Source organism: Calditrichia bacterium (assembly GCA_020634975.1).
Taxonomy (GTDB): Bacteria; Calditrichota; Calditrichia; order RBG-13-44-9; family J075; genus JACKAQ01.
In genome coordinates, this window is sequence record JACKAQ010000001.1 from 1,959,221 (window position 1) to 1,977,812 (window position 18,592).

Consider the following 18,592-nt stretch of genomic DNA (forward strand, 5'->3'; position numbering starts at 1 on the left):
AGATTTCTCTTTTACAGCCGAAAGATTCCAGATAAGTGCGGTATTATCGGCGCTACCTGTCACCAATAATTCCATGTTTTTACTGAACTTCGCAATATTCACGGTTCCGCTGTGTCCTTTAAAAACGTAAGCTTCGCCAGCGTTTAAAACGCTCCAGATGGCCACGGTTTTATCGGCACGGGCAACTGCGAGATAGGTGCCGTCGCTGCTCAAATCGATGCTGCGAACCTGATCGCCCCAGGATTTGGCAAAGGGATTTTCCGAGCCGGTAGCGATGCTGCGCAGCGCTTTCAATCCGGCAACGCCTTCCTGATCTTTCTGCTGGTTCATCAAAATATTAAAGGTGGTTACCTGCTGGCCTTCGTTGTTCCAACTGGTAACATTTCCGGTTTCGCTGACAGCGGTAACCAGTGTCATATCGTCACTAAACCCGATGTATGCGATATTTCCGGAAGGTGTATTCCATTTTTCCACATCTGCGGGATCAATATTCGATTTGGTAACCGGATCCCAATATTTTTCAACCGTTTCACCGGTTTTTATATCCCAATCCTTTACGTATTTCAGGCGGCTTTTTCGCTCCAAAATGGTGACAATTTGGCCGGAACCGGTTTCCCACATGGCAACTGTTTCCGTCCCTTTATCGTTGGCAACATTGAAACCAACCGCTAAAAAACTGCCCTCAGGGCTAAAGCGAATCACCATCGGTAAACCAAGCTCATAATCATCTTTGCTGAGGTTGGCGAACGTAACCATTTTTTCGCCGGTTTCAACATCCCAAATCGAGATCTGCGGTGAAAGCAACCCGTTGTTTTTATCGATACCGTAAACCGCTAACAACCGGCTGTCCGGGCTGAATCCCATCAGGATGACAACAATGCCGGGATCTTCAAATGTGCGAATAACCTCACCGGTGTTCATGTCCCACAATTGCGGCACATCCGCTGCCGCTTGCGGTTCGGAAACCAGTTTTTGCAAATCACCGAACGTCCGAAACCGTTTGCCGGAACCTGTCACCATGTATTGGGAATTTGGCGAAAAATAGACGGCTTGTTCACCAATTGTGCGGATTTCGCGCCCCGTGCGCACGTCCCATAATTTCACAGTACCGGAAATCAGGTTCGCAAACTCGCTGGACTGGACATCGCTGGCAATGTTTTCGATAGCCTTCACATCGCTGAGCGAGGCGCTGCGGGTGATCAGAAATCGGCCATCCGGGCTGAAACGCGTTTCCTGAATGGGTAGCGAGTGCCCGGTTTGCACAACCGTTTCCAACGACTGTGCAAAAATTTGTATCTGCTGCATATTTGAAAAAATGCAGATGAAAAGCATCCACCAAATTTTTTGCGGCTGTTTCATGACACATACTCCTTCGTCACATAAAATTGAAGCGGGATGATCCACCAAATCCTGCAATCGCGCAAACGCTGTTTCGCCAGTGATAATTCGCGGCAGCATGAAAATCGACCACGGTGGATCATCCGGATGGATCGCCATTTTTACGCCCGCCGATGCCGCAACCGGCACCACCTGTTCCAGAAAATACCCGAGATTGTCCCACAATTTTTCGCTATCGACGGTTTGATATGCAGTCGGGCAATTCGCCGGTGCCTTTGCGCAAATCCCGGAACATCGTATAATGCGCTGACAATCCCGGTGATCCCGGGAATCTGGCGGATGTTCGCCAGCGTCACCGGATCGTCCGGTCCGTACCAGCGAAAAGTGAATTGCAAGGCTTACTCCCCTGAAATTTTATGCGGCGATTACGAGCGAACCACTTTTCCCGGCAGCGCACCGCTGAATTTGTCGCCATCGATGACCGGAACGCCGTTCACCAGCACAAACGGAATCCCGGAAGGATATTGCTGCGAATGCTGGAACGTGGCGTTGTCTGTTACGGTTGCGGGATCAAAAATGGTGATATCTGCGTGATAATTTTCTTTCAGCAATCCGCGATCGGTCAGCCGCAACATTTCCGCCGGCAGCGATGTAATTTTACGAATCGCATCTTCGAGCGGCATGCGCTGCTCTTCGCGAACGTATTTGCCGAGCAATCGCGGAAACGTGCCGAACGCGCGCGGATGCGGGCTGCCGCTGCTGAGCACGCCGCTTTCCGCCAGTGCGGAGCCGTCGCTGGCGGTCATGCAATGGGGATACGCCAGCACTTTCGCGGTGTTTTCTTCGCTCATCGCGAAGCCGACCATGCTGCCGCCGCCATCTTCCTGCACCACCAGATTCACCAATAATTCAAACGGATCGCCGCCGTCCGCAGTCAATTCCTGAAATTGTTTGCCCTCGTATTTTTCCCGTTCGGGATTTTTGGAAACGCCGGAAATCATCACCGATTGCCAACCACCGATTTTTTCCACTTTGCCGAGCACCGCGCTGCGGATCGAATCGGTCAGCGCCGGATCTTGCAATCTCGTGACAAATTTTTCGCTGCCGCCATCGCGGCTCCACAGCGGAAACATCGACGCCAAACCGGTGTTATACGCGACATACGGATAGCGATCGCAGGTGACGCGCATCCCGCCGGCGCGGGTTTCGTCGAGTAATGCCAGCACTTCCGGCAATTTGTCCCAATTCCGCCGCCCGGATGCTTTCAGGTGCGAAACGTTCAAATCCACTCCGGCGCCACGGGCAATTTCGATGGCTTCCTGCACGGCTTCGATGAGCGTATCGTCCTCATTGCGCATGTGGGTGGAGTAAATGCCGCGTCCGTTCATCGATTTGCAAACCTCGATAATTTCCGCGGTGCTGGCAAAGCTGCCCGGCACATATTCCAGCCCGGAAGAAATGCCGTAAGCGCCCTGTTCAAAGGCCTGCGCTGCCAGCCGTTTCATTTCGGCGATTTCCGCATCGGTTGCCGGACGGTCGTCCTCGCCAACCACGCATTCGCGGAGCGTGCCCTGTCCGAGCATGCTCAACGCGTTGCAAATCATCCCGCGCTGTTCCAGCGTTAGGAAATAGCTTTGGAAATCTGTCCAGTCGATCTCGATGTCGTAACGATTTCGCATCCGTTTGCGCATTTGCTCGCGCATTTTTTCGTTCAGTGGCGCATACGATCCGCCATCCTGACCGAGCACTTCCAGCGTTACGCCCTGGCGGATTTTCGATTGTGCCTCGCCGCCGAGCAGCAGTTCATCATCACTGTGCGAATGGAAATCGATGAATCCGGGTGCAACCGCCAGTCCGGCAGCGTCAATTTTGCGGGCTGCACTGCGATCTTTCAGATCGCCGATGGCGACAATTTTGCCGCCGCGAATACCGATATCGCCGGGAAAACCGGCTGTGCCGCTACCATCAAAAATTGTTCCGCCAACGATAATCACATCAAAATCGCTGGAAAAACAGGACACACCGGAAATGGCGGTTGCGGCGGTAACGGCGGCGCTTATTTTCAAAAATCTGCGACGGGACATTTTGCGAGTCATTTCTACCTCTGTGGATTAACCGGGGTTTTAAGTGGAGACTTAAGCATACCAATTTTAAGGGAAATTGACAATATTAATTTTGCCGGTTCACTCAACGATGAAACATTTTTTTTCTGCCACTCAGCCGGTTAAGTCATTTCGGGCACTCCGTTCCACCCTTCACAAATTGAATAATTTGTTTGCTGATACGCATTGGATTGCTTAAATTGTTCGGCTTTAACAGAAGGCGGGCAATTCCGTCGCTTTTGAATTGACAAATTTGAAAATAACAGCCGACAATTTGGCGCTGACGTTGGTAACGTCTAAACCGTTTTATTCGTCGATTTACTGAAGGAGATTTGTTTTTATGCTGAAGGCCAAGAAAAAATTTTCCAAAAAGGAACTCAAAGAAGACCAGTTCATCATGGCCACAATCCAGGCAAAATCGTTTGTTGAAAAAAACGCCACCAAAATTGCCGGCGGCGTGGTTGCGGTTATTGCCATTTTAGTGTTGGGTTATTTCTGGACCCAATCGAAAAAGAATGCGGAAGAAACCGCAACAACCATGCTTACCCAAGCCCAGTTTGAATTGCAAAACAATCAGCGGGATGTAGCAATTGCCACCTACACCTCGATTATGGATGAATACAGCGGCACAAACGGCGCCGCATTGGCAACATTTCAATTGGCAAAACTGTACTGGAGCGATAACAATCTGGAATTGGCGAAAAGCTATTTCAAATCATTTCTGGATGATTATGGTGACAACACCATCCTGCTGCAAGCCGGACACGCCGGATACGCCGATTGCATGTTAGCCGAAAAAAATTACGACGAAGCCGCCAGCCATTACGAAAAAGCGGCCGGAATTTCTCCCGATTTTCCGCAGGCGATCGCCTATTTGTATAGCGCAGCACAGGCATACAAAGAAGCCGGCAATACCGGCAAAGCCCGTTCGTTAGCAGAACGCGTTGTTGCCCAAAGCGAAGACAATCAGCAAATCAAAAATCGTGCGGAAGTGCTGTTAAAAAGCCTCGCGATGTAATTGATTTTTATCGATTTATAATTTTTGTATGGAGACACAAACGCCCGATAGCTTATGCTGCCGGGCGTTTTTTTATTTCCGGAAAATTTTGTAAAGAAGCCGAACTTTGTGAAAACCACATTCCGGGCGGGAGCCTGGAACGGGGTGAGAAAATCAATCCACCTGCAGCAGCAGCGTTTTCAGATATTCACCTTCCGGGTGAAAAATGTTGATCGGGTGATCCGCCGGTTGGGCGGGCTGCGCCAGAATCCGGCAATCGCGCCCGACTTCCTGCGCTGCGGAATAAATGATTTTGCGGAACAAATCGCGATCGACATATGCGGAGCAGGAACAGGTGAGCAGCAATCCGCCGGGATTAAGTTTTTGTATCGCCAGGCGGTTGATGTCTTTATATCCCCGCGCACCTTTATCGATATGCGCTTTTTGCTTCACAAACGCAGGTGGGTCGAGCACAATCATGTCAAACCGCGCGTCGTCTTCCCGCAAATAATCGAACACATTTGCCGCCAGAAAATCATGCGATTTTGTCGGTAAATCATTCAATTTGAAATTCTCTTTTGCCAGCGCAATTGCCGGTTCGCTGATATCCACAGATGTTGTGGTTGCGCCATTTACAGCAGCGTAAACGCTGAACGCACCGCTATACGAAAAGCAGTTGAGCAGGCTTTTACCGGCAGCAAATTTTCCGGTGAGTTCCCGGTTTCCGCGCTGATCGAGAAAAAAGCCGGTTTTTTGCCCGCCTTTTACATCCACCCGAAATTTCAGCCCGTTTTCGATGATATCCACCATCGGCGTCTCGCCGCCGAGCAGCCACTCGATGACCGGCTGCAGCCCTTCGTTGCGCAGGGCGTTGCCTTCGCTGCGCTCCAATATTTGCGCCGGATTGCACAGTTCTTTCAGCAAATCAATCAACATCGGTTTGTGCAATTGCATTCCTGATGAGGTGCACTGAATCACCAGCGTGTCGTCGTATTGATCGACGATCAGCCCGGAGAGCAAATCGCCATCGGAATTGACCAGCCGGAAAGCGTTGGTGTCGGTGCCGATCAGCATTTTCCGCAACGCCAGCGCATTTTGCAATCGTGCCCGGAAAAACTGGACATCCACCGTTTCCTGCTGAAAAGTGAGGAGGCGAACCCGGATTGCCGAGTGCGGATTCCAGAAACCTTTGCCCAAAAATTCGCCTTTGGCGGCGTAAACCGGCACAACATCGCCCGCTTTTGCGCGACCGTCCAGTTTTTCAACAGCGCCGGAAAACAACCAGGGATGCCGGTTGTAAATAGATTTTTCGCGTCCGGGTTTTAAAATAACCCGCGCAGATGTGTTTTCAACAATATTCATATTAGCTTTATTTTAATGATTTTACTATATTTGACATTCCTTAATGGATTTCAACATCGCGACAATTCTGTTCGGAGATCATCGTTTGAAAATTTCAATTATACAATTGTTCCGCTGCTTTTTTGCGCTGTACCTAATGTCCGGCGTTGCAGCTGCGCAAACTACGGAAATCACGCTTCAGAAACAAATTTTTTCTGCAAGAGACAAGGTGTTGCCTGCGCTGGTTCATGTGGAACCGATCATCAAAATTTTTTCCCGTGGCGAAAGTCAGCACGCGCTGGTTACCGGCAGCGGGGTTATTTTTTCCGGTGACGGCTACGTGCTCACCAATCACCACGTGGCGGCGAACGCCACAAAAGTGTGGTGCACGCTTTCCAGCAAAGAGCGGATTACCGCAACGGTTGTCGGCAGCGATCCATCCACGGATATCGCCGTGCTGAAGCTGAACACCGAAGAATTAAAAAATCCCGATGTGCCGTTCGCCGATCTCGGCAATTCCGACCTGTTGGAAGTCGGGCAAATTGTGCTGGCGCTAGGCAGCCCGTTGGGGCTTTCCCGCTCGGTTTCGATGGGCGTGGTCAGCTCCATCGATCGCTATTTCCCGGATCGCGGGACGATGGTTTCGCCGTATAATTTGTGGATTCAAACCGATGCAGCGATCAATCCCGGCAACAGCGGCGGACCGCTCATCAACCTGAACGGCGAAGTGGTGGGCATCAACGCACGCGCGGTGTTTTTTGCGGAAAATCTCGGTTTCGCCATTCCCATCAATCTGGTGCGGGAAGTGGCGGAAGAAATTCTCGCCGGAAGTTCGGTTTCCCGGGCGTGGCTCGGTGCAACATTTCAGGAAATCAAGGATTTCCGGGAATATTTGAACCAACCGGACTTCACCGGTGCGCTGGTGGCGGATGTCGATCAAAATTCGCCGGCGGCGAAAGGCGGGCTGCGTCCCGGCGATGTGGTGCAATCCATTCACAACCAACCGGTGAATGCGGTTTACGAAGAAGCGTTGCCCGAAATTCGCAAAATTATTTCCAAATTGCCCGTCGATGAAAAAGTGGACATCGACATTTGGCGCGATGGCAAAACCCGCAAATTGAAGGTCACACCGATCAGCGAGCCGTTTGGCGACGACCCCGAATTTGAGGCGACCGCGTGGGGACTGGTGATCAAAAATCTGTCCCAAAATATTTACCGGGCGCAAATGCTCAGCGATTTTGACGGCGTGTTTGTCACCAGCATAAAACCGGGCAGCCCGGCGGATGAATCGAGCGTGCGCAACGGCGATGTGATCCGCAAAATCAACGGCGAAGCCGTTCGCAACAGCAGCGAATTTCAAACGATTTACGATGTATCCGCAGCGCAAAACGGCAAAACCGTTTTTCTGGAAATGATTCGCGACGGTCACCCGTTTTTTGTGGTGCTGAAGCAGGAACCCGCGCCGTAAGCGATGCAAAATTAGCGAACAACTGAGGATTTCATGAAAAAAATAGCAGTAGCCATATACCTTTTGATTGCCGGAATTACGGCGTTTGCCCAATCGCCGCAAGATGTTTTCCAGCGTTTCAGCGAAAAAATTTGCCGGGTGCAATTTTACAAAAATGTGTCATCGCAGGCACAGATCGGCTCGTATATCAAAATTGAGCAGCAGCGCACCGGCATCATGGTTTCACCGGACGGATTGGTGATGGTCAACAGCGATGTGTATCCGCTGTCGCTGGATATTATTTCCGGGGAAGGCTCCTCTTTTTTCTCCGGCGAACCGAGCGATTTTAAAATAATTTTAGCGGACGAACGCGAATTTGCTGCCGAATTTGTCGGAAAAGATGATCAGGCGCAGGTCGCTTTTGTGCGCATCAGCGAATCGCCGGATACGCCGCTGTCGTATGTCCAGTTCGATTCCAGCACATCCGTTGGCGTTGGGCAACAGTTGTTTTTATTGGAGTTACTTGGGGAAAATTACGATTATCAGCCGCTCTTCAGCTCATTTAATATTAATGCGATCATCCAGAAACCGCGCCGCAAATTTTTGATCGCCAATGGCGATGTCGCGCTTTCCGCCGGCGGGCTGGTGCTCACCGCCACCGGAAACGCGATCGGCGTTACGCTGCGCCGGTTTTCGGAAATCAGTTTTCACCAGTCGATGGAATTTGAGGATTTCAGCAAACAATATCTGGAAATCGCGCCGTCCGAATGGGTGTTGCCGCTCATCGAAAATCCGCCGGTGCTTGAGAAAAATGAACATCGCGGCAAAGCCTGGTTTGGCATCGGCATGCAGGCGCTCACGCCGGAGTTGAAAACCTATTGGAACGTGCCGGAAGACGGCGGCGTGGTGGTGTTCCGGGTCTATCCCGAATCGCCCGCAGAAAAAGCCGGATTGAAAATGAAAGATGTCATTTTGTCCATCGGCGGTAAAGCGGTGGATGTGCAGCGCAGCGAAGAATTGGGGCGTTTTAAAGAAACGATTTCCCGCCAGCCGTTTGATGAACCGGTTGCCTGCGTCATTTTTCGCGACGGAAAAAAGATGAACAAAACGATCACTTTTACCCCTGCGCCCCGCGCGGTGGATCTGGCGGAGAAGCTTCAACTGTCGGAACTGGGCATGGAAGTTCGCGAGCTAACTGCAGATATTTTATACGATTACAACCTGCCGCTGGACACGAAAGGCGTTTATGTGTATCAGGTGGATCGCGCGGCACCGGCCGGTTTGGGTGGGTTGGAAGCGGGCAGCATCATCACCGCGATCAACGGCAAAACGGTGGAAAATCTGGGTGATTTTCGCGAAAAAATGGACAACCTCGCGGCAACATCCGGCAAAAAACTGATGCTGCAAACCCAATTTCGCCGTGAAACGCAATTTGTTTTTGTTGATACAGAGTAGTATTTTCTATCGATAATTATTTTGTTAACAGTAACGGACATTTTCAAACCAAAATATCATATTAACATTTTCAATGCTGCAATTCTGCCCATTGGATAGAATTGTGGTTTTTACATAATATCGATTGCCAAATCAGCAATCGATATGTGACGTTTTTCCAACCAAAATAAACTATACAAGATTTTTAACTCATCATTTCACAAAAGGAGACAGTTGTGAAATACGCAATTCTATTTGTAGCGATGATGGTTTCACTGATTTCTTTCACCGGTTTTGCACAGGAATCAGAAACAGATTCACTTAGCGATGCAAACCTTCAGGCGATAATTGACAGCCTGACCGCAAACCTCCAATACCAAACAGGTACCGTAGAACTGGGCGAAGGTGTTGCTACTTTACATGTTCCGGATGGCTTTAAGTATCTTGACTCCGAACAGGCCAGCTATGTGTTGGTCGATTTATGGGGAAATCCCCCGATGGAAACCTTGGGGATGTTGTTTCCCGCAGAATACAACCCGTTGGACAATACTGCATGGGCTGTGAACATCGAATATTCCGAAGAAGGTTATGTAGATGACGAAGATGCAGCGGATATCGATTACGATGAATTGTTGACAGAAATGCAGGAAGATGCCCTAAACAGTAATGAAGAACGGTTAAAACAGGGGTATCAAACCATTAAGCTGGTAGGCTGGGCCAGCCAGCCGCATTACGATGCTCAACATCAAAAACTGCATTGGGCAAAAGAGTTAAAATTCAGCGATGCCGAAAGCAACACCCTAAATTACAATATTCGTGTACTGGGTCGAAAAGGCGTACTGGTATTGAACGCAATCGGTTCGATGAATCAATACGATGAGATTCAACCGAAACTGGCACCGGTGATGGCAGGAATTGATTTTAACGATGGATATCGATATAGCGATTTTAATCCCGATCTGGACGATGTTGCCACATACGGCATTGGTGGACTGATCGCAGGAAAAGTGTTGGCAAAAACAGGATTGATCGCGGTGCTGTTAAAAATGTGGAAGGTGCTACTCATTGGCGCTGCTGCAGGAATTACCGCTATTCGGCGATTTTTCGGTGGAAAATCTACCAAAGAAGATACAACAGCTTGATTTGAATTTATATTTTTTAGGGGTGAGGGAACACTCACCCCTTTTCCCTCAACAATAATTTTAATAAAATTTAACTGATTTCATCGACAAGCTTATGGTTCAGTTTGCACCCGGAAAAGCACCGTTTTTGCTAATCGGCAGTGCGCTGGCAATTGGCATTGCCCTCCAGAAAATGGTGGATTTTCCCGATTGGCTGCCCGTTTCGCTAACGCTGGCGCTCATCTTGGCGATTGCTGCGCTGCTCCGGAAAAATGCATCTGCACAGCTCCGTTTTGCATTGCTCGCGATGCTGTTTTGCGCGCTCGGCATGTGGCGATTTTCCCATTGGGAAACACAAGACCTGCAACATGCTTATCTCGATCATTTACCGTTGAAACCGCAGCACATCACCGGAACAGTGGAGAGCCTGCAGTTTGGCAAACGGCTGAAAGCGGTGATTGCATTGGAATCGCTGCAAAACGGCGAGTATTTCGCAGAAATTGGCGGGCGAATGATCGCCTATTTGCCGGAAGGATTTTCCGATGTCCGTCCCGGGCAGCGCATCCGGTTGAGCGGCGCAACACTCAATCCGCTGCCGCCGCTGCGCAATCCCGGGCAATTTGATTACGGTAGCTATTTGCAATCGCGCGGGATTACGGCAATCAGCTACATTCGTTCCGCCGATCAAATGCAGATTCCCGATTCAACCGTTGCTTTTTCGCTGGAAAACCGGCTGTTTTTTCCACTGCGAATGTCGTTGAGCCGCGCCATCGAACGCTATTTTTCGCCGGATATCGCCGGTATTTTGAAAGCGCTGCTGCTCGGCGTCCGTGACGATGTGAATCGGGACATCCGCGAAGATTTCCAGAATGCCGGTGTAATTCATGTGCTGGCAATCAGCGGTTTGCACGTCGGTTTTGTGGTGCTGTTCATTTTTTGGCTGTTAAAATATGTGCCGGTTTATTTCAAATATCGCAATTGGCTAACCATATTGTTATTAATTGCTTACATGCTGTTAACAGGTGCCAATCCGCCGGTTGTTCGCGCCACAACGATGGCGGTTATCATTTACCTCGGGAAAAATGTGGAGCGAACCGGCAACATGCCCAATTACCTGTTTGCAGCGGCGAGCATCATTTTAATGGTCCAGCCGCAACAGCTATTTTGGATCGGCTTTCAACTGTCTTTTTCTGCGGTTGCCGCGATTATTTATTTTCTGCCAAAACTGCAATTGCTGTTCGAACCGCTGCTGGAGCGCATCGACAGCGCAACAGCTCAGCAACGCATCCGCAAGTATCTGATTTTGCCGTATTGCGCGTCTTTCGCGGCACAAATTGGCGTGGTTCCGCTGGGTATGTTTTATTTCCAAAAATTCAGTTTGATCTCATTTGCGATCAATCCGCCGGTGATTTTGGCGACAGGCGGCGCCGTACTGACGGGATTTGTATTCCTCATTTTTCAATCGATTGTTGCACCAATTGCGGCGATCATCGCATTTCTGCTGGAGCATTTGATGTGGGGAATTGTCCAATCCGTGCATTTCGCGGCAAATTTTCCGTTTGCCCATTTTGATGTTTTGGGCTTTAGTATCGCCGGAATTGCCGCATATTTTTGCGCCATTTTCCTGCTGTTTCACTTCAAAAATGTGCGGTTTCGTCGGGTGTTTGCGGGCGGAATTGCCGGAACGCTTTCGCTGAGCGTGCTGTTTTCGATGCAAATTCCGGCACTGGACGCGCTAATGCTGGATGTCGGGCAGGGCGATGCCACATTGCTCCGAACGGCGCAACGACAAACACTGCTCATCGATGCAGGACCTGCAACGGACGAGTGGAGTTCGGCGGATTTTGCCATTATTCCGGCGATGCAGCATCTCGGCGAATCGCGGCTGCGCGGGCTGTTCATCACCCATCCGCATCTCGATCACTACGGCGGCGCATTCCGGTTGCTCGATTTTGCGACCATCGACACGGTGTATTTGCCACCGCTGCCACTGGCATCAGAAATGGATTCGCTACTGCAACGCTTTCGCGAAAACCAGATTCCGGTTCGCACGCTGCGCAGCGGCGATGTGCTCGACATCGATGCCGAAACCAAGATTTTTGTGCTCGCGCCCGATGCTGCGTTGGCGAATTACGCCACTGCCAGCGGTAAAAATGTGAACAACGGCTCGCTGGTGCTGCTCGTCAAACATCGCGAATCCACGATGCTATTCACTGGTGATGCGGAAGCGGAAGCGGAAATCGCGGTGCGCAAATGGGGAAAATTGCTCCGTTGCGATGTGTTGAAAGTGGGGCATCACGGCAGTAAAACATCCAGCACACCGGGTTTACTCAGCCTCGTAAAACCAGAATTTGCAACTATTTCCGCCGGGAAGTTTAACCGCTTCGGGCACCCGGATTCGGTTATTATTCGACGGCTGAACGCCATTCACAGCAACGTTTTCCGTACCGATTTACAGCAAGCTATTTGGCTGCGCCATCGCGCCGGCGCATGGGAACAGGTTCGCTGGAAATAATCAAACCTACTATTTTGATAGCTCAAATTTATTCGCGATATTCTCCTGCCATGAAAGCGCTCGCATTCCACAGTTACGGCTCGCCGGAGGTTTTGGCAATCGAAGAAGTTCTCGATCCCAAACCGGCTGAGCGACAGATCCTTGTTCAGGTGCACGCCGCCGCGATTAATCCGAAAGATATTTTGGTGCGAAAAGGCAAATTTCGCCGGTTCACCGGGAAGCATTTTCCCCAATTTTCCGGTTATGATTTAGCCGGAGAAGTGATTGCTTTGGGCGAAAATGTTCAGGAATTTATCATCGGAGAACCGGTTTTTGCGATGCTGAACGGCTGGATTGGCGGCGCATGTGCCCAATTTGCCAGCGTTCCGGTGGGCGAAGCCGCGCCGATGCCGCCCGGCATCACTTTTGAGGAAGCCGCATCTGTTCCGCTGGCGGCGTTAACGGCCTTGCAAGCGCTCCGCGATGAGGGTAAATTACGCGCCGGTCAGGAAGTTTGCATCAACGGCGCATCCGGCGGTGTGGGTGTTTTTGCGGTGCAAATTGCCAAAATTTTGGGTGCGCGGGTGACTGCTGTGTGCAGCCATCGCAATATTGAAATGGTACAGCAACTCGGCGCAGATGCAACCATCGATTACACTCGGCGCGATGTGCTGGAAACCGCCCAAAACTGCGATATTTTTTTTGACGTGTTCGGCAACAAATCGTTTTCCGGCGCGAAATCGCTGCTCAAAAAGCGGGGAAAATACATTACTACCGTTCCAAAATTGCGCAATTTTGTGGATGCGTTTTTCTCAACATTCAGGCGAAAAACCGCGCGGGTGGTTCTCGTAAAATCCAATCGCGCCGATCTGGAATTGATTGCCGAATGGCTGATTGCCGGAAAATTGAAACCGGTGATCGATCGCGTGTATCCGCTAACGGCGGCGGCAGAGGCGCATCGCTACATCGAAACCAAACGTGCCCGCGGAAAAGTGGTGCTGACAATCGAATCGTAACCTGTTGAAAATATGGAAAATATCTCAGAAATTGTGCTGAACGGACTCATCTGGTACGCAGTTTTCCTGTTCTCCACAACTTTGCACGAAGCGGCGCACGCACTGGTTGCGCTAAAACTTGGCGACGATACCGCCTATCTCGGCGGGCAAGTGTCGCTTGATCCCATTCCGCACATGCGCCGGGAAATTGTCGGCATGTTGATCGTTCCGCTCGTTTCGTTCGTATTTTATCAATTTAAATGGATGCTCGGCTGGGCGAGTGCGCCTTACAATCCCGTTTGGGCGCGGCGCTATCCGAAATTTGCCGCGTATATGGCGCTGGCCGGTCCGCTGGCGAACGCCTCGCTGGCAATTGTCGCGGTCATTTGTATTCACCTCGGTATTTATTTTGGCTATTTTTTTGAACCGAACAGCATCATATTTGCCAGCGTTGTCGGTGCGTTTGACAGCGGTATTCCGACGATTGCTGCAAAATTCTTTAGCATATTGTTTTCATTGAATTTACTGCTGTTTATTTTTAACCTTATTCCACTGCCGCCGATGGATGGCAGCGCCCTTTTTCCACTGATTGTCAGCGAAGATCGCGCCCTCAAAATTATGGATGCGCTGCATCAACCCGGGCTGAGTCTGGTCGGCATCATCATCGCGTGGATGATTTTTGGCGAGTTGTTCCGCCCGATTTTTCTGATTGCGGTGAATCTGCTCTATCCGGGTTTGACGTATCATTAATTATAATTCAGGAATTTGAAATGAATCAGAAATTTAATGATATCGATGCCGTTATCACGGAATTGTATGCCGTGATTTCCGGTCCCGCCGGGCAGGAACGCGACTGGGATCGCGAGCGAAACCTGTTTTTTCCCGGCGCAAAACTGATTCGGACCTCCATCGATGATACCGGAAAACCGCAGGCGCTTGCGATGGACATGGCATCATACATCGAAAATGTGAATGATTATCTCGTCCAAAACGGCTTTTTTGAATATGAAATTGCCCGAAAAACCGAGATTTTTGGAAATGTGGCGCATGTGTTCAGCACATACGAAGCCAAACACCGCGCGGAAGATGCGGAGCCGTTTAAACGCGGCATCAACAGCATCCAATTATTTTTTGATGGCGAACGCTGGTGGATAATAAACATGATTTGGGATAACGAACGCCCGGGAAATCCCATGCCCGAGCGCTATCTCGAATCGAATTGAAGCCAATTTTTGAAGTTAATCCTCCGATAGCGGCAAACTTATGACATTAGAAAACCTGAAAATAGCCCTCGTTCACGATTGGCTGACCGGCATGCGCGGCGGTGAAAAAGTGTTGGAAGCGCTCTGCGAAATGTTCCCGGATGCGGATTTGTTCACGTTGCTGCACAATCGCGGTAGCGTTTCGCCGCTCATTGAAAATCGCAAAATCGTTACCTCGTTTATCGATAATTTGCCGGGGAAAGCTACGCGCTATCGCCACTATTTGCCGCTGTTTCCCACCGCTATCGAGCAGCTCAATTTTAAGGGATACGACCTGATTTTATCCACCTCGCATTGCGTGGCAAAGGGCGTCCGAACGCCGCCAAATGCGTTGCACATCAGCTATTTGCACACGCCGATGCGCTATGTGTGGGATATGTACGAAGATTATTTTGGCGCGGATAAAACCGGTTGGTTGTCGCGGAAAATCATCCCGTTTTTTGCCAATTATTTGCGGATGTGGGACGTTACCAGCGCCAACCGCGTTGACCATTTTTTAGCGAATTCTGCACATGTCGGTCGGCGGATTGCCAAATATTATCGCCGTCCTTCAACGGTGATCCACCCGCCGGTGGATACAACGCAATTTCCATTGAGCACACAATCCGGGGATTTTTATTTGATGATCACCGCGCTGGTGCCTTACAAAAAAGTGGATTTGGCGATTCGCGCGTTCAACCAAAACGGAAAACCGCTGCACATCGTCGGCAGCGGTCCGGAAAAAGCGGCGCTGCAGAAACTTGCGGGCAGCAATGTGCGTTTTTTCGATTGGGTGAGCGATGCCGAATTGCGCCAATTTGCCGCAGAATGCAAAGCGCTGATTTTTCCCGGCGAAGAAGATTTTGGCATCGTTCCGGTGGAAGTGCAAAGCTGCGGAAAACCAGTGATTGCCCTCGCTCGCGGCGGCGCACTAGAAACGGTGATCGGCTTCGACGGCAACAATGAGGGGCGTTGCAGCGGCATTTTTTTCGATGAACACAGCGAATCCGCGCTCCAAAATGCGATTCAACAATTTGAATCGCTGAAATGGAATGCTGAATTTATTCATCAACACGCACAGCAATTTGCAAAAGCGCAATTTATGGCAAAAATGCGCGGATTTATTGAACAGTCAGTTTCGGAATTTTTCGGGAATTAATTTTGTCACGAATGGATACGAATGGTTATTTTACTATTTTTTAATCATTTAGCCATTGATTTGTCATTCCAGCGAATGCAGGAATCTCCGTGTTATGCGGATGAGATTCCTGCCTGCGCCGGAATGACAAAATGAAGAAATCGTGAATATTTGTGGCAAAAAAGAAAACAACGTAGAAAATGAACCAAAACATTTACAGACGTAACCTCTCCGTGCCATTTTTGAAAATGGTAACAGACGCGATTTCGCTCACCGGTGCGGTGCTTTTTTCCTATTATTTGCGCTTTTTTTCACCGCTGACGGAGCTGATTCCGGTGACCAAAGGTCTGCCGTCGCTGACCGGCTACGTTTATTTTTCAATTTTTTTGGTGATCGCATATTTGCTGTTGTTCGGCGCGACAAACGCGTATCGTAGCCGCTTTTTCAGCACATTCTCGCAGGATATTCCCTCAATTCTTAAAAATTGCTTTCTGGGTATTTTAATAGCGATGAGCGGCGCATTTTTGTATCGCGATTTTTCCTATTCCCGGCTGGTGTTCGGGCTGATTTTTGTTAACTCCATCGTGTTTTTGCTGGTCGGGCGATTCATTTTTCATCGCATCAAACAGCGATTTTTGAGCAAAGGCTTTAGCAAAATGAACGTGGTTTTGGCAGGTTCCGCCGGAATTTTGCGTCAGGTATACGAACGGCTGCATATCGATACCACACTCAACTTCAATCTCACCGGCTATTTCGCTAACGCGCATGTCAATGAAATTGCTGTGCCGCATTTGGGCAAACTGAGTGATCTGCCAGGTCTTATCGCATCTGAAAATGCGCCGGACGGCGTGGTCATCGCCTTTGAACAGGGCGATCACCAAAACATATGGCAAATCCTGCAAGCCACAGAAGGACGTAACTTGGAGCTGTTTTATGTGCCGGATGTGCTGGATATTATCACTTCAAAATTCCACACGCTGGAAGCCGGCGGCATTCCGTTGTTGCAATTGAAAGCGTATGTACTTGCCGGCTGGCAGGGATTGCTCAAACGCGGGTTCGATGTGATTGTCTCGCTAACCGGGCTACTGCTGCTGTCGCCGTTTTTTCTGCTGCTCGCGACGATCATTAAACTGACATCGCCGGGACCGGTGTTTTATCGCCAAAAGCGGGTCAGTCTTGACGGGCAGGAATTTGCGATGATCAAATTTCGATCGATGCGGTCGGATGCGGAAGCGGAAACCGGACCGGTTTGGGCAAAAGCGGACGATCCGCGCACCACGTCCATCGGCAAATTATTGCGTCGGACAAGCCTGGATGAACTGCCGCAGTTGATTAACGTGATCAAAGGCGAGATGAGTTTGGTGGGTCCGCGACCGGAGCGGCGGCATTTTGTGGAGCAATTTCAGTCGCATGTGCCAAAATATCTGGAGCGCCACCGGGTGCGCTGCGGCATGACCGGCTGGGCACAGGTGAACGGGCTTCGCGGACAATCGTCCATCGAAGATCGCACGCGATACGATTTATATTACATCGAAAACTGGTCGCTGTGGTTCGATATCAAAATTATTTTGATGACCGTTTCGGAAATTATTCGCGGGGAAAATGCGTATTAGCATAAAAAAGCGTAGCGAAGCAGGAGCTTCGCTACGAGAGTGTTTGGATAAATAAATGCCACTTACAAATTTCCGCGCCGGTCCTGTTCGCGCTCGATAGCCTCGAACAATGCTTTAAAATTCCCTTTTCCGAAACCGGAACAGCCTTTCCGTTGAATGACCTCAAAAAATAATGTCGGGCGATCCTGCACCGGTTTTGTGAAAATCTGCAGCAGATAACCGTGTTGATCGGCATCGACCAAAATACCGTATTCCGCGAGTTTCGCGATGTTTTCATCAATTTTGCCAACGCGATCCTGCAGCATATCGTAATATGTCGCCGGCGTTTCCAAAAATTCCACCCCGTTTTCCCGTAACATACTTACCGTTCGAACGATATCTTTGGTATCCAGCGCGATGTGCTGAACACCGGGACCGGTGTAATATTCAACAAATTCCTGGATTTGCGATTTTTTCATTCCTTGCGCCGGGCGATTGATGGGCATTTTGATCCGCTCATTTTCGCTCGAAACAACAATCGAGCGCAATGCAGTGTGTTCAGTGGAAATATCTTTGTCATCCACCGACCAGAAGCGGTGAAAGCCCAACACATTTTCATACCACGAGGCCACTTTTTGCATCTCACCTTCCGGCTGATTTCCCACAAAGTGGTCAATAAAATTCAACCCGACATCGCTGGTTTTTACCGCTGTTTTATAAGGCATAAATCCCGGCAAAAACACACCGTCGTAATCTTTTCGCTCCACAAACGTGTGCAGCGTGTCGCCGTATGTATGGATGCTGGACAGCACCACTTTGCCGTTGTCATCGGAATATTCGGTGGGTTTTTGGTGGGAAACGGCACCGTTTTGGGTGGTGTATTCCCATGCGGCTGTGGCGTCATCAACCCAAAATGCAACGTCCCGAACGCCATCGCCATGCAGCATTAGATGCACATTCATCGGCGAATTTGCCCGGTATGGCGATGACAACACCAGCCGGATTTTATTTTGCTGCAACATATAGCTGGCTTTTTCGCGATCGCCGGTTTCCAGCCCGCGATACGCAACCGGTTCGAAGCCGAAAACCGTTTGGTAGTAATGTGCGGCTTGTTTGGCATTCCCGACAATCAGTCGCACGTGATCCGTACCGAAAATTTGAAAGGGTGGTTTCATTATTCCTCCTGTTTGATAAAAAATGTCGCGCAATTAAATTTACATCGCAAAAGTTGCTATCGCCATTCCGAAGTTAGATTGTCGGTTTTGGCGATACAAAAACCACCTAAATGTCAATCGAAATTATGTGTTGACATGCCAAGCCGTGTTTATTATCTTTGCCTTGCTATAAACGAT

The 18,592-nt window shown here is 49.8% G+C and carries 13 protein-coding genes and 1 pseudogene; 10 read left to right on the forward strand and 4 right to left on the reverse strand.

From position 1 onward, the window contains the following. Positions 1 to 1,431: 1,431 nt before the first annotated feature. Together H6629_07930 and H6629_07935 are read right to left on the reverse strand one after the other, a co-directional pair. Positions 1,432 to 1,733, reverse strand: a pseudogene (locus tag H6629_07930) (mannonate dehydratase). A gap of 30 nt (positions 1,734 to 1,763) precedes the next feature. Further along, positions 1,764 to 3,434, reverse strand: a complete 1,671-nt coding sequence (locus H6629_07935) for an amidohydrolase family protein (GenBank protein MCB9067720.1) — start codon at positions 3,432 to 3,434, stop codon at positions 1,764 to 1,766. 346 nt (positions 3,435 to 3,780) lie between these two features. Here H6629_07935 and H6629_07940 point away from each other — a divergent pair, with 346 nt between their 5' ends. Next, positions 3,781 to 4,458, forward strand: coding sequence for a tetratricopeptide repeat protein (locus H6629_07940; protein ID MCB9067721.1), 678 nt, complete (start codon positions 3,781 to 3,783; stop codon positions 4,456 to 4,458). Positions 4,459 to 4,611: 153 nt separating this feature from the next. Here H6629_07940 and H6629_07945 read toward each other — a convergent pair whose 3' ends face one another. Then, entirely contained in the window at positions 4,612 to 5,799 is a 1,188-nt protein-coding gene (locus H6629_07945) for a class I SAM-dependent rRNA methyltransferase (GenBank protein MCB9067722.1), read from the reverse strand. Positions 5,800 to 5,884: 85 nt separating this feature from the next. Between H6629_07945 and H6629_07950 the strand changes: the two genes are divergently transcribed. From H6629_07950 to H6629_07990, 9 genes are all read left to right on the forward strand, one after another. After that, positions 5,885 to 7,246: a trypsin-like peptidase domain-containing protein gene (locus H6629_07950; GenBank protein ID MCB9067723.1), complete on the forward strand. Its 1,362-nt coding sequence runs from the start codon at positions 5,885 to 5,887 to the stop codon at positions 7,244 to 7,246. A gap of 33 nt (positions 7,247 to 7,279) precedes the next feature. Further along, entirely contained in the window at positions 7,280 to 8,680 is a 1,401-nt protein-coding gene (locus H6629_07955) for a PDZ domain-containing protein (GenBank protein MCB9067724.1), read from the forward strand. Between the two features lie 242 nt (positions 8,681 to 8,922). Then, positions 8,923 to 9,801, forward strand: coding sequence for a DUF2167 domain-containing protein (locus H6629_07960; GenBank protein MCB9067725.1), 879 nt, complete (start codon positions 8,923 to 8,925; stop codon positions 9,799 to 9,801). A 94-nt stretch (positions 9,802 to 9,895) separates the two neighbouring features. Continuing rightward, positions 9,896 to 12,295, forward strand: coding sequence for a DNA internalization-related competence protein ComEC/Rec2 (locus tag H6629_07965; GenBank protein MCB9067726.1), 2,400 nt, complete (start codon positions 9,896 to 9,898; stop codon positions 12,293 to 12,295). Next, a complete protein-coding gene (locus tag H6629_07970; GenBank protein MCB9067727.1) occupies positions 12,247 to 13,290 on the forward strand; it encodes an NAD(P)-dependent alcohol dehydrogenase in 1,044 nt (347 codons plus the stop codon). Before H6629_07965 ends, H6629_07970 begins: the two co-directional genes overlap by 49 nt. 12 nt (positions 13,291 to 13,302) lie before the next feature. Further along, complete coding sequence (locus tag H6629_07975) at positions 13,303 to 14,019, forward strand: site-2 protease family protein (protein ID MCB9067728.1); 717 nt, start codon at positions 13,303 to 13,305, stop codon at positions 14,017 to 14,019. Between the two features lie 20 nt (positions 14,020 to 14,039). Continuing rightward, positions 14,040 to 14,492: a hypothetical protein gene (locus H6629_07980; GenBank protein MCB9067729.1), complete on the forward strand. Its 453-nt coding sequence runs from the start codon at positions 14,040 to 14,042 to the stop codon at positions 14,490 to 14,492. A 40-nt stretch (positions 14,493 to 14,532) separates the two neighbouring features. Continuing rightward, on the forward strand, positions 14,533 to 15,669 hold the full coding sequence (locus tag H6629_07985) for a glycosyltransferase (protein MCB9067730.1): 1,137 nt from the start codon (positions 14,533 to 14,535) through the stop codon (positions 15,667 to 15,669). A 179-nt stretch (positions 15,670 to 15,848) separates the two neighbouring features. Next, positions 15,849 to 17,261: an undecaprenyl-phosphate glucose phosphotransferase gene (locus H6629_07990; protein ID MCB9067731.1), complete on the forward strand. Its 1,413-nt coding sequence runs from the start codon at positions 15,849 to 15,851 to the stop codon at positions 17,259 to 17,261. Positions 17,262 to 17,323: 62 nt separating this feature from the next. On the opposite strand, the gene hppD is transcribed toward H6629_07990, so the two are convergent. Beyond that, positions 17,324 to 18,415 (reverse strand): 4-hydroxyphenylpyruvate dioxygenase, encoded by a 1,092-nt coding sequence (hppD, locus tag H6629_07995; protein MCB9067732.1) that lies wholly within the window; start codon positions 18,413 to 18,415, stop codon positions 17,324 to 17,326. Positions 18,416 to 18,592: the final 177 nt, after the last annotated feature.

What these genes read in the sequence shown, in the direction of transcription:
- hppD (MCB9067732.1), bottom strand. Translation starts at nt 18,415, where the DNA reads ATGAAACCACCCTTTCAAATTTTCGGTACGGATCACGTGCGACTGATT.
- H6629_07990 (MCB9067731.1), top strand. Translation starts at nt 15,849, where the DNA reads ATGAACCAAAACATTTACAGACGTAACCTCTCCGTGCCATTTTTGAAA.
- H6629_07960 (MCB9067725.1), top strand. Translation starts at nt 8,923, where the DNA reads ATGATGGTTTCACTGATTTCTTTCACCGGTTTTGCACAGGAATCAGAA.
- H6629_07955 (MCB9067724.1), top strand. Translation starts at nt 7,280, where the DNA reads ATGAAAAAAATAGCAGTAGCCATATACCTTTTGATTGCCGGAATTACG.
- H6629_07965 (MCB9067726.1), top strand. Translation starts at nt 9,896, where the DNA reads ATGGTTCAGTTTGCACCCGGAAAAGCACCGTTTTTGCTAATCGGCAGT.
- H6629_07935 (MCB9067720.1), bottom strand. Translation starts at nt 3,434, where the DNA reads ATGACTCGCAAAATGTCCCGTCGCAGATTTTTGAAAATAAGCGCCGCC.
- H6629_07945 (MCB9067722.1), bottom strand. Translation starts at nt 5,799, where the DNA reads ATGAATATTGTTGAAAACACATCTGCGCGGGTTATTTTAAAACCCGGA.
- H6629_07985 (MCB9067730.1), top strand. Translation starts at nt 14,533, where the DNA reads ATGACATTAGAAAACCTGAAAATAGCCCTCGTTCACGATTGGCTGACC.
- H6629_07980 (MCB9067729.1), top strand. Translation starts at nt 14,040, where the DNA reads ATGAATCAGAAATTTAATGATATCGATGCCGTTATCACGGAATTGTAT.
- H6629_07975 (MCB9067728.1), top strand. Translation starts at nt 13,303, where the DNA reads ATGGAAAATATCTCAGAAATTGTGCTGAACGGACTCATCTGGTACGCA.
- H6629_07940 (MCB9067721.1), top strand. Translation starts at nt 3,781, where the DNA reads ATGCTGAAGGCCAAGAAAAAATTTTCCAAAAAGGAACTCAAAGAAGAC.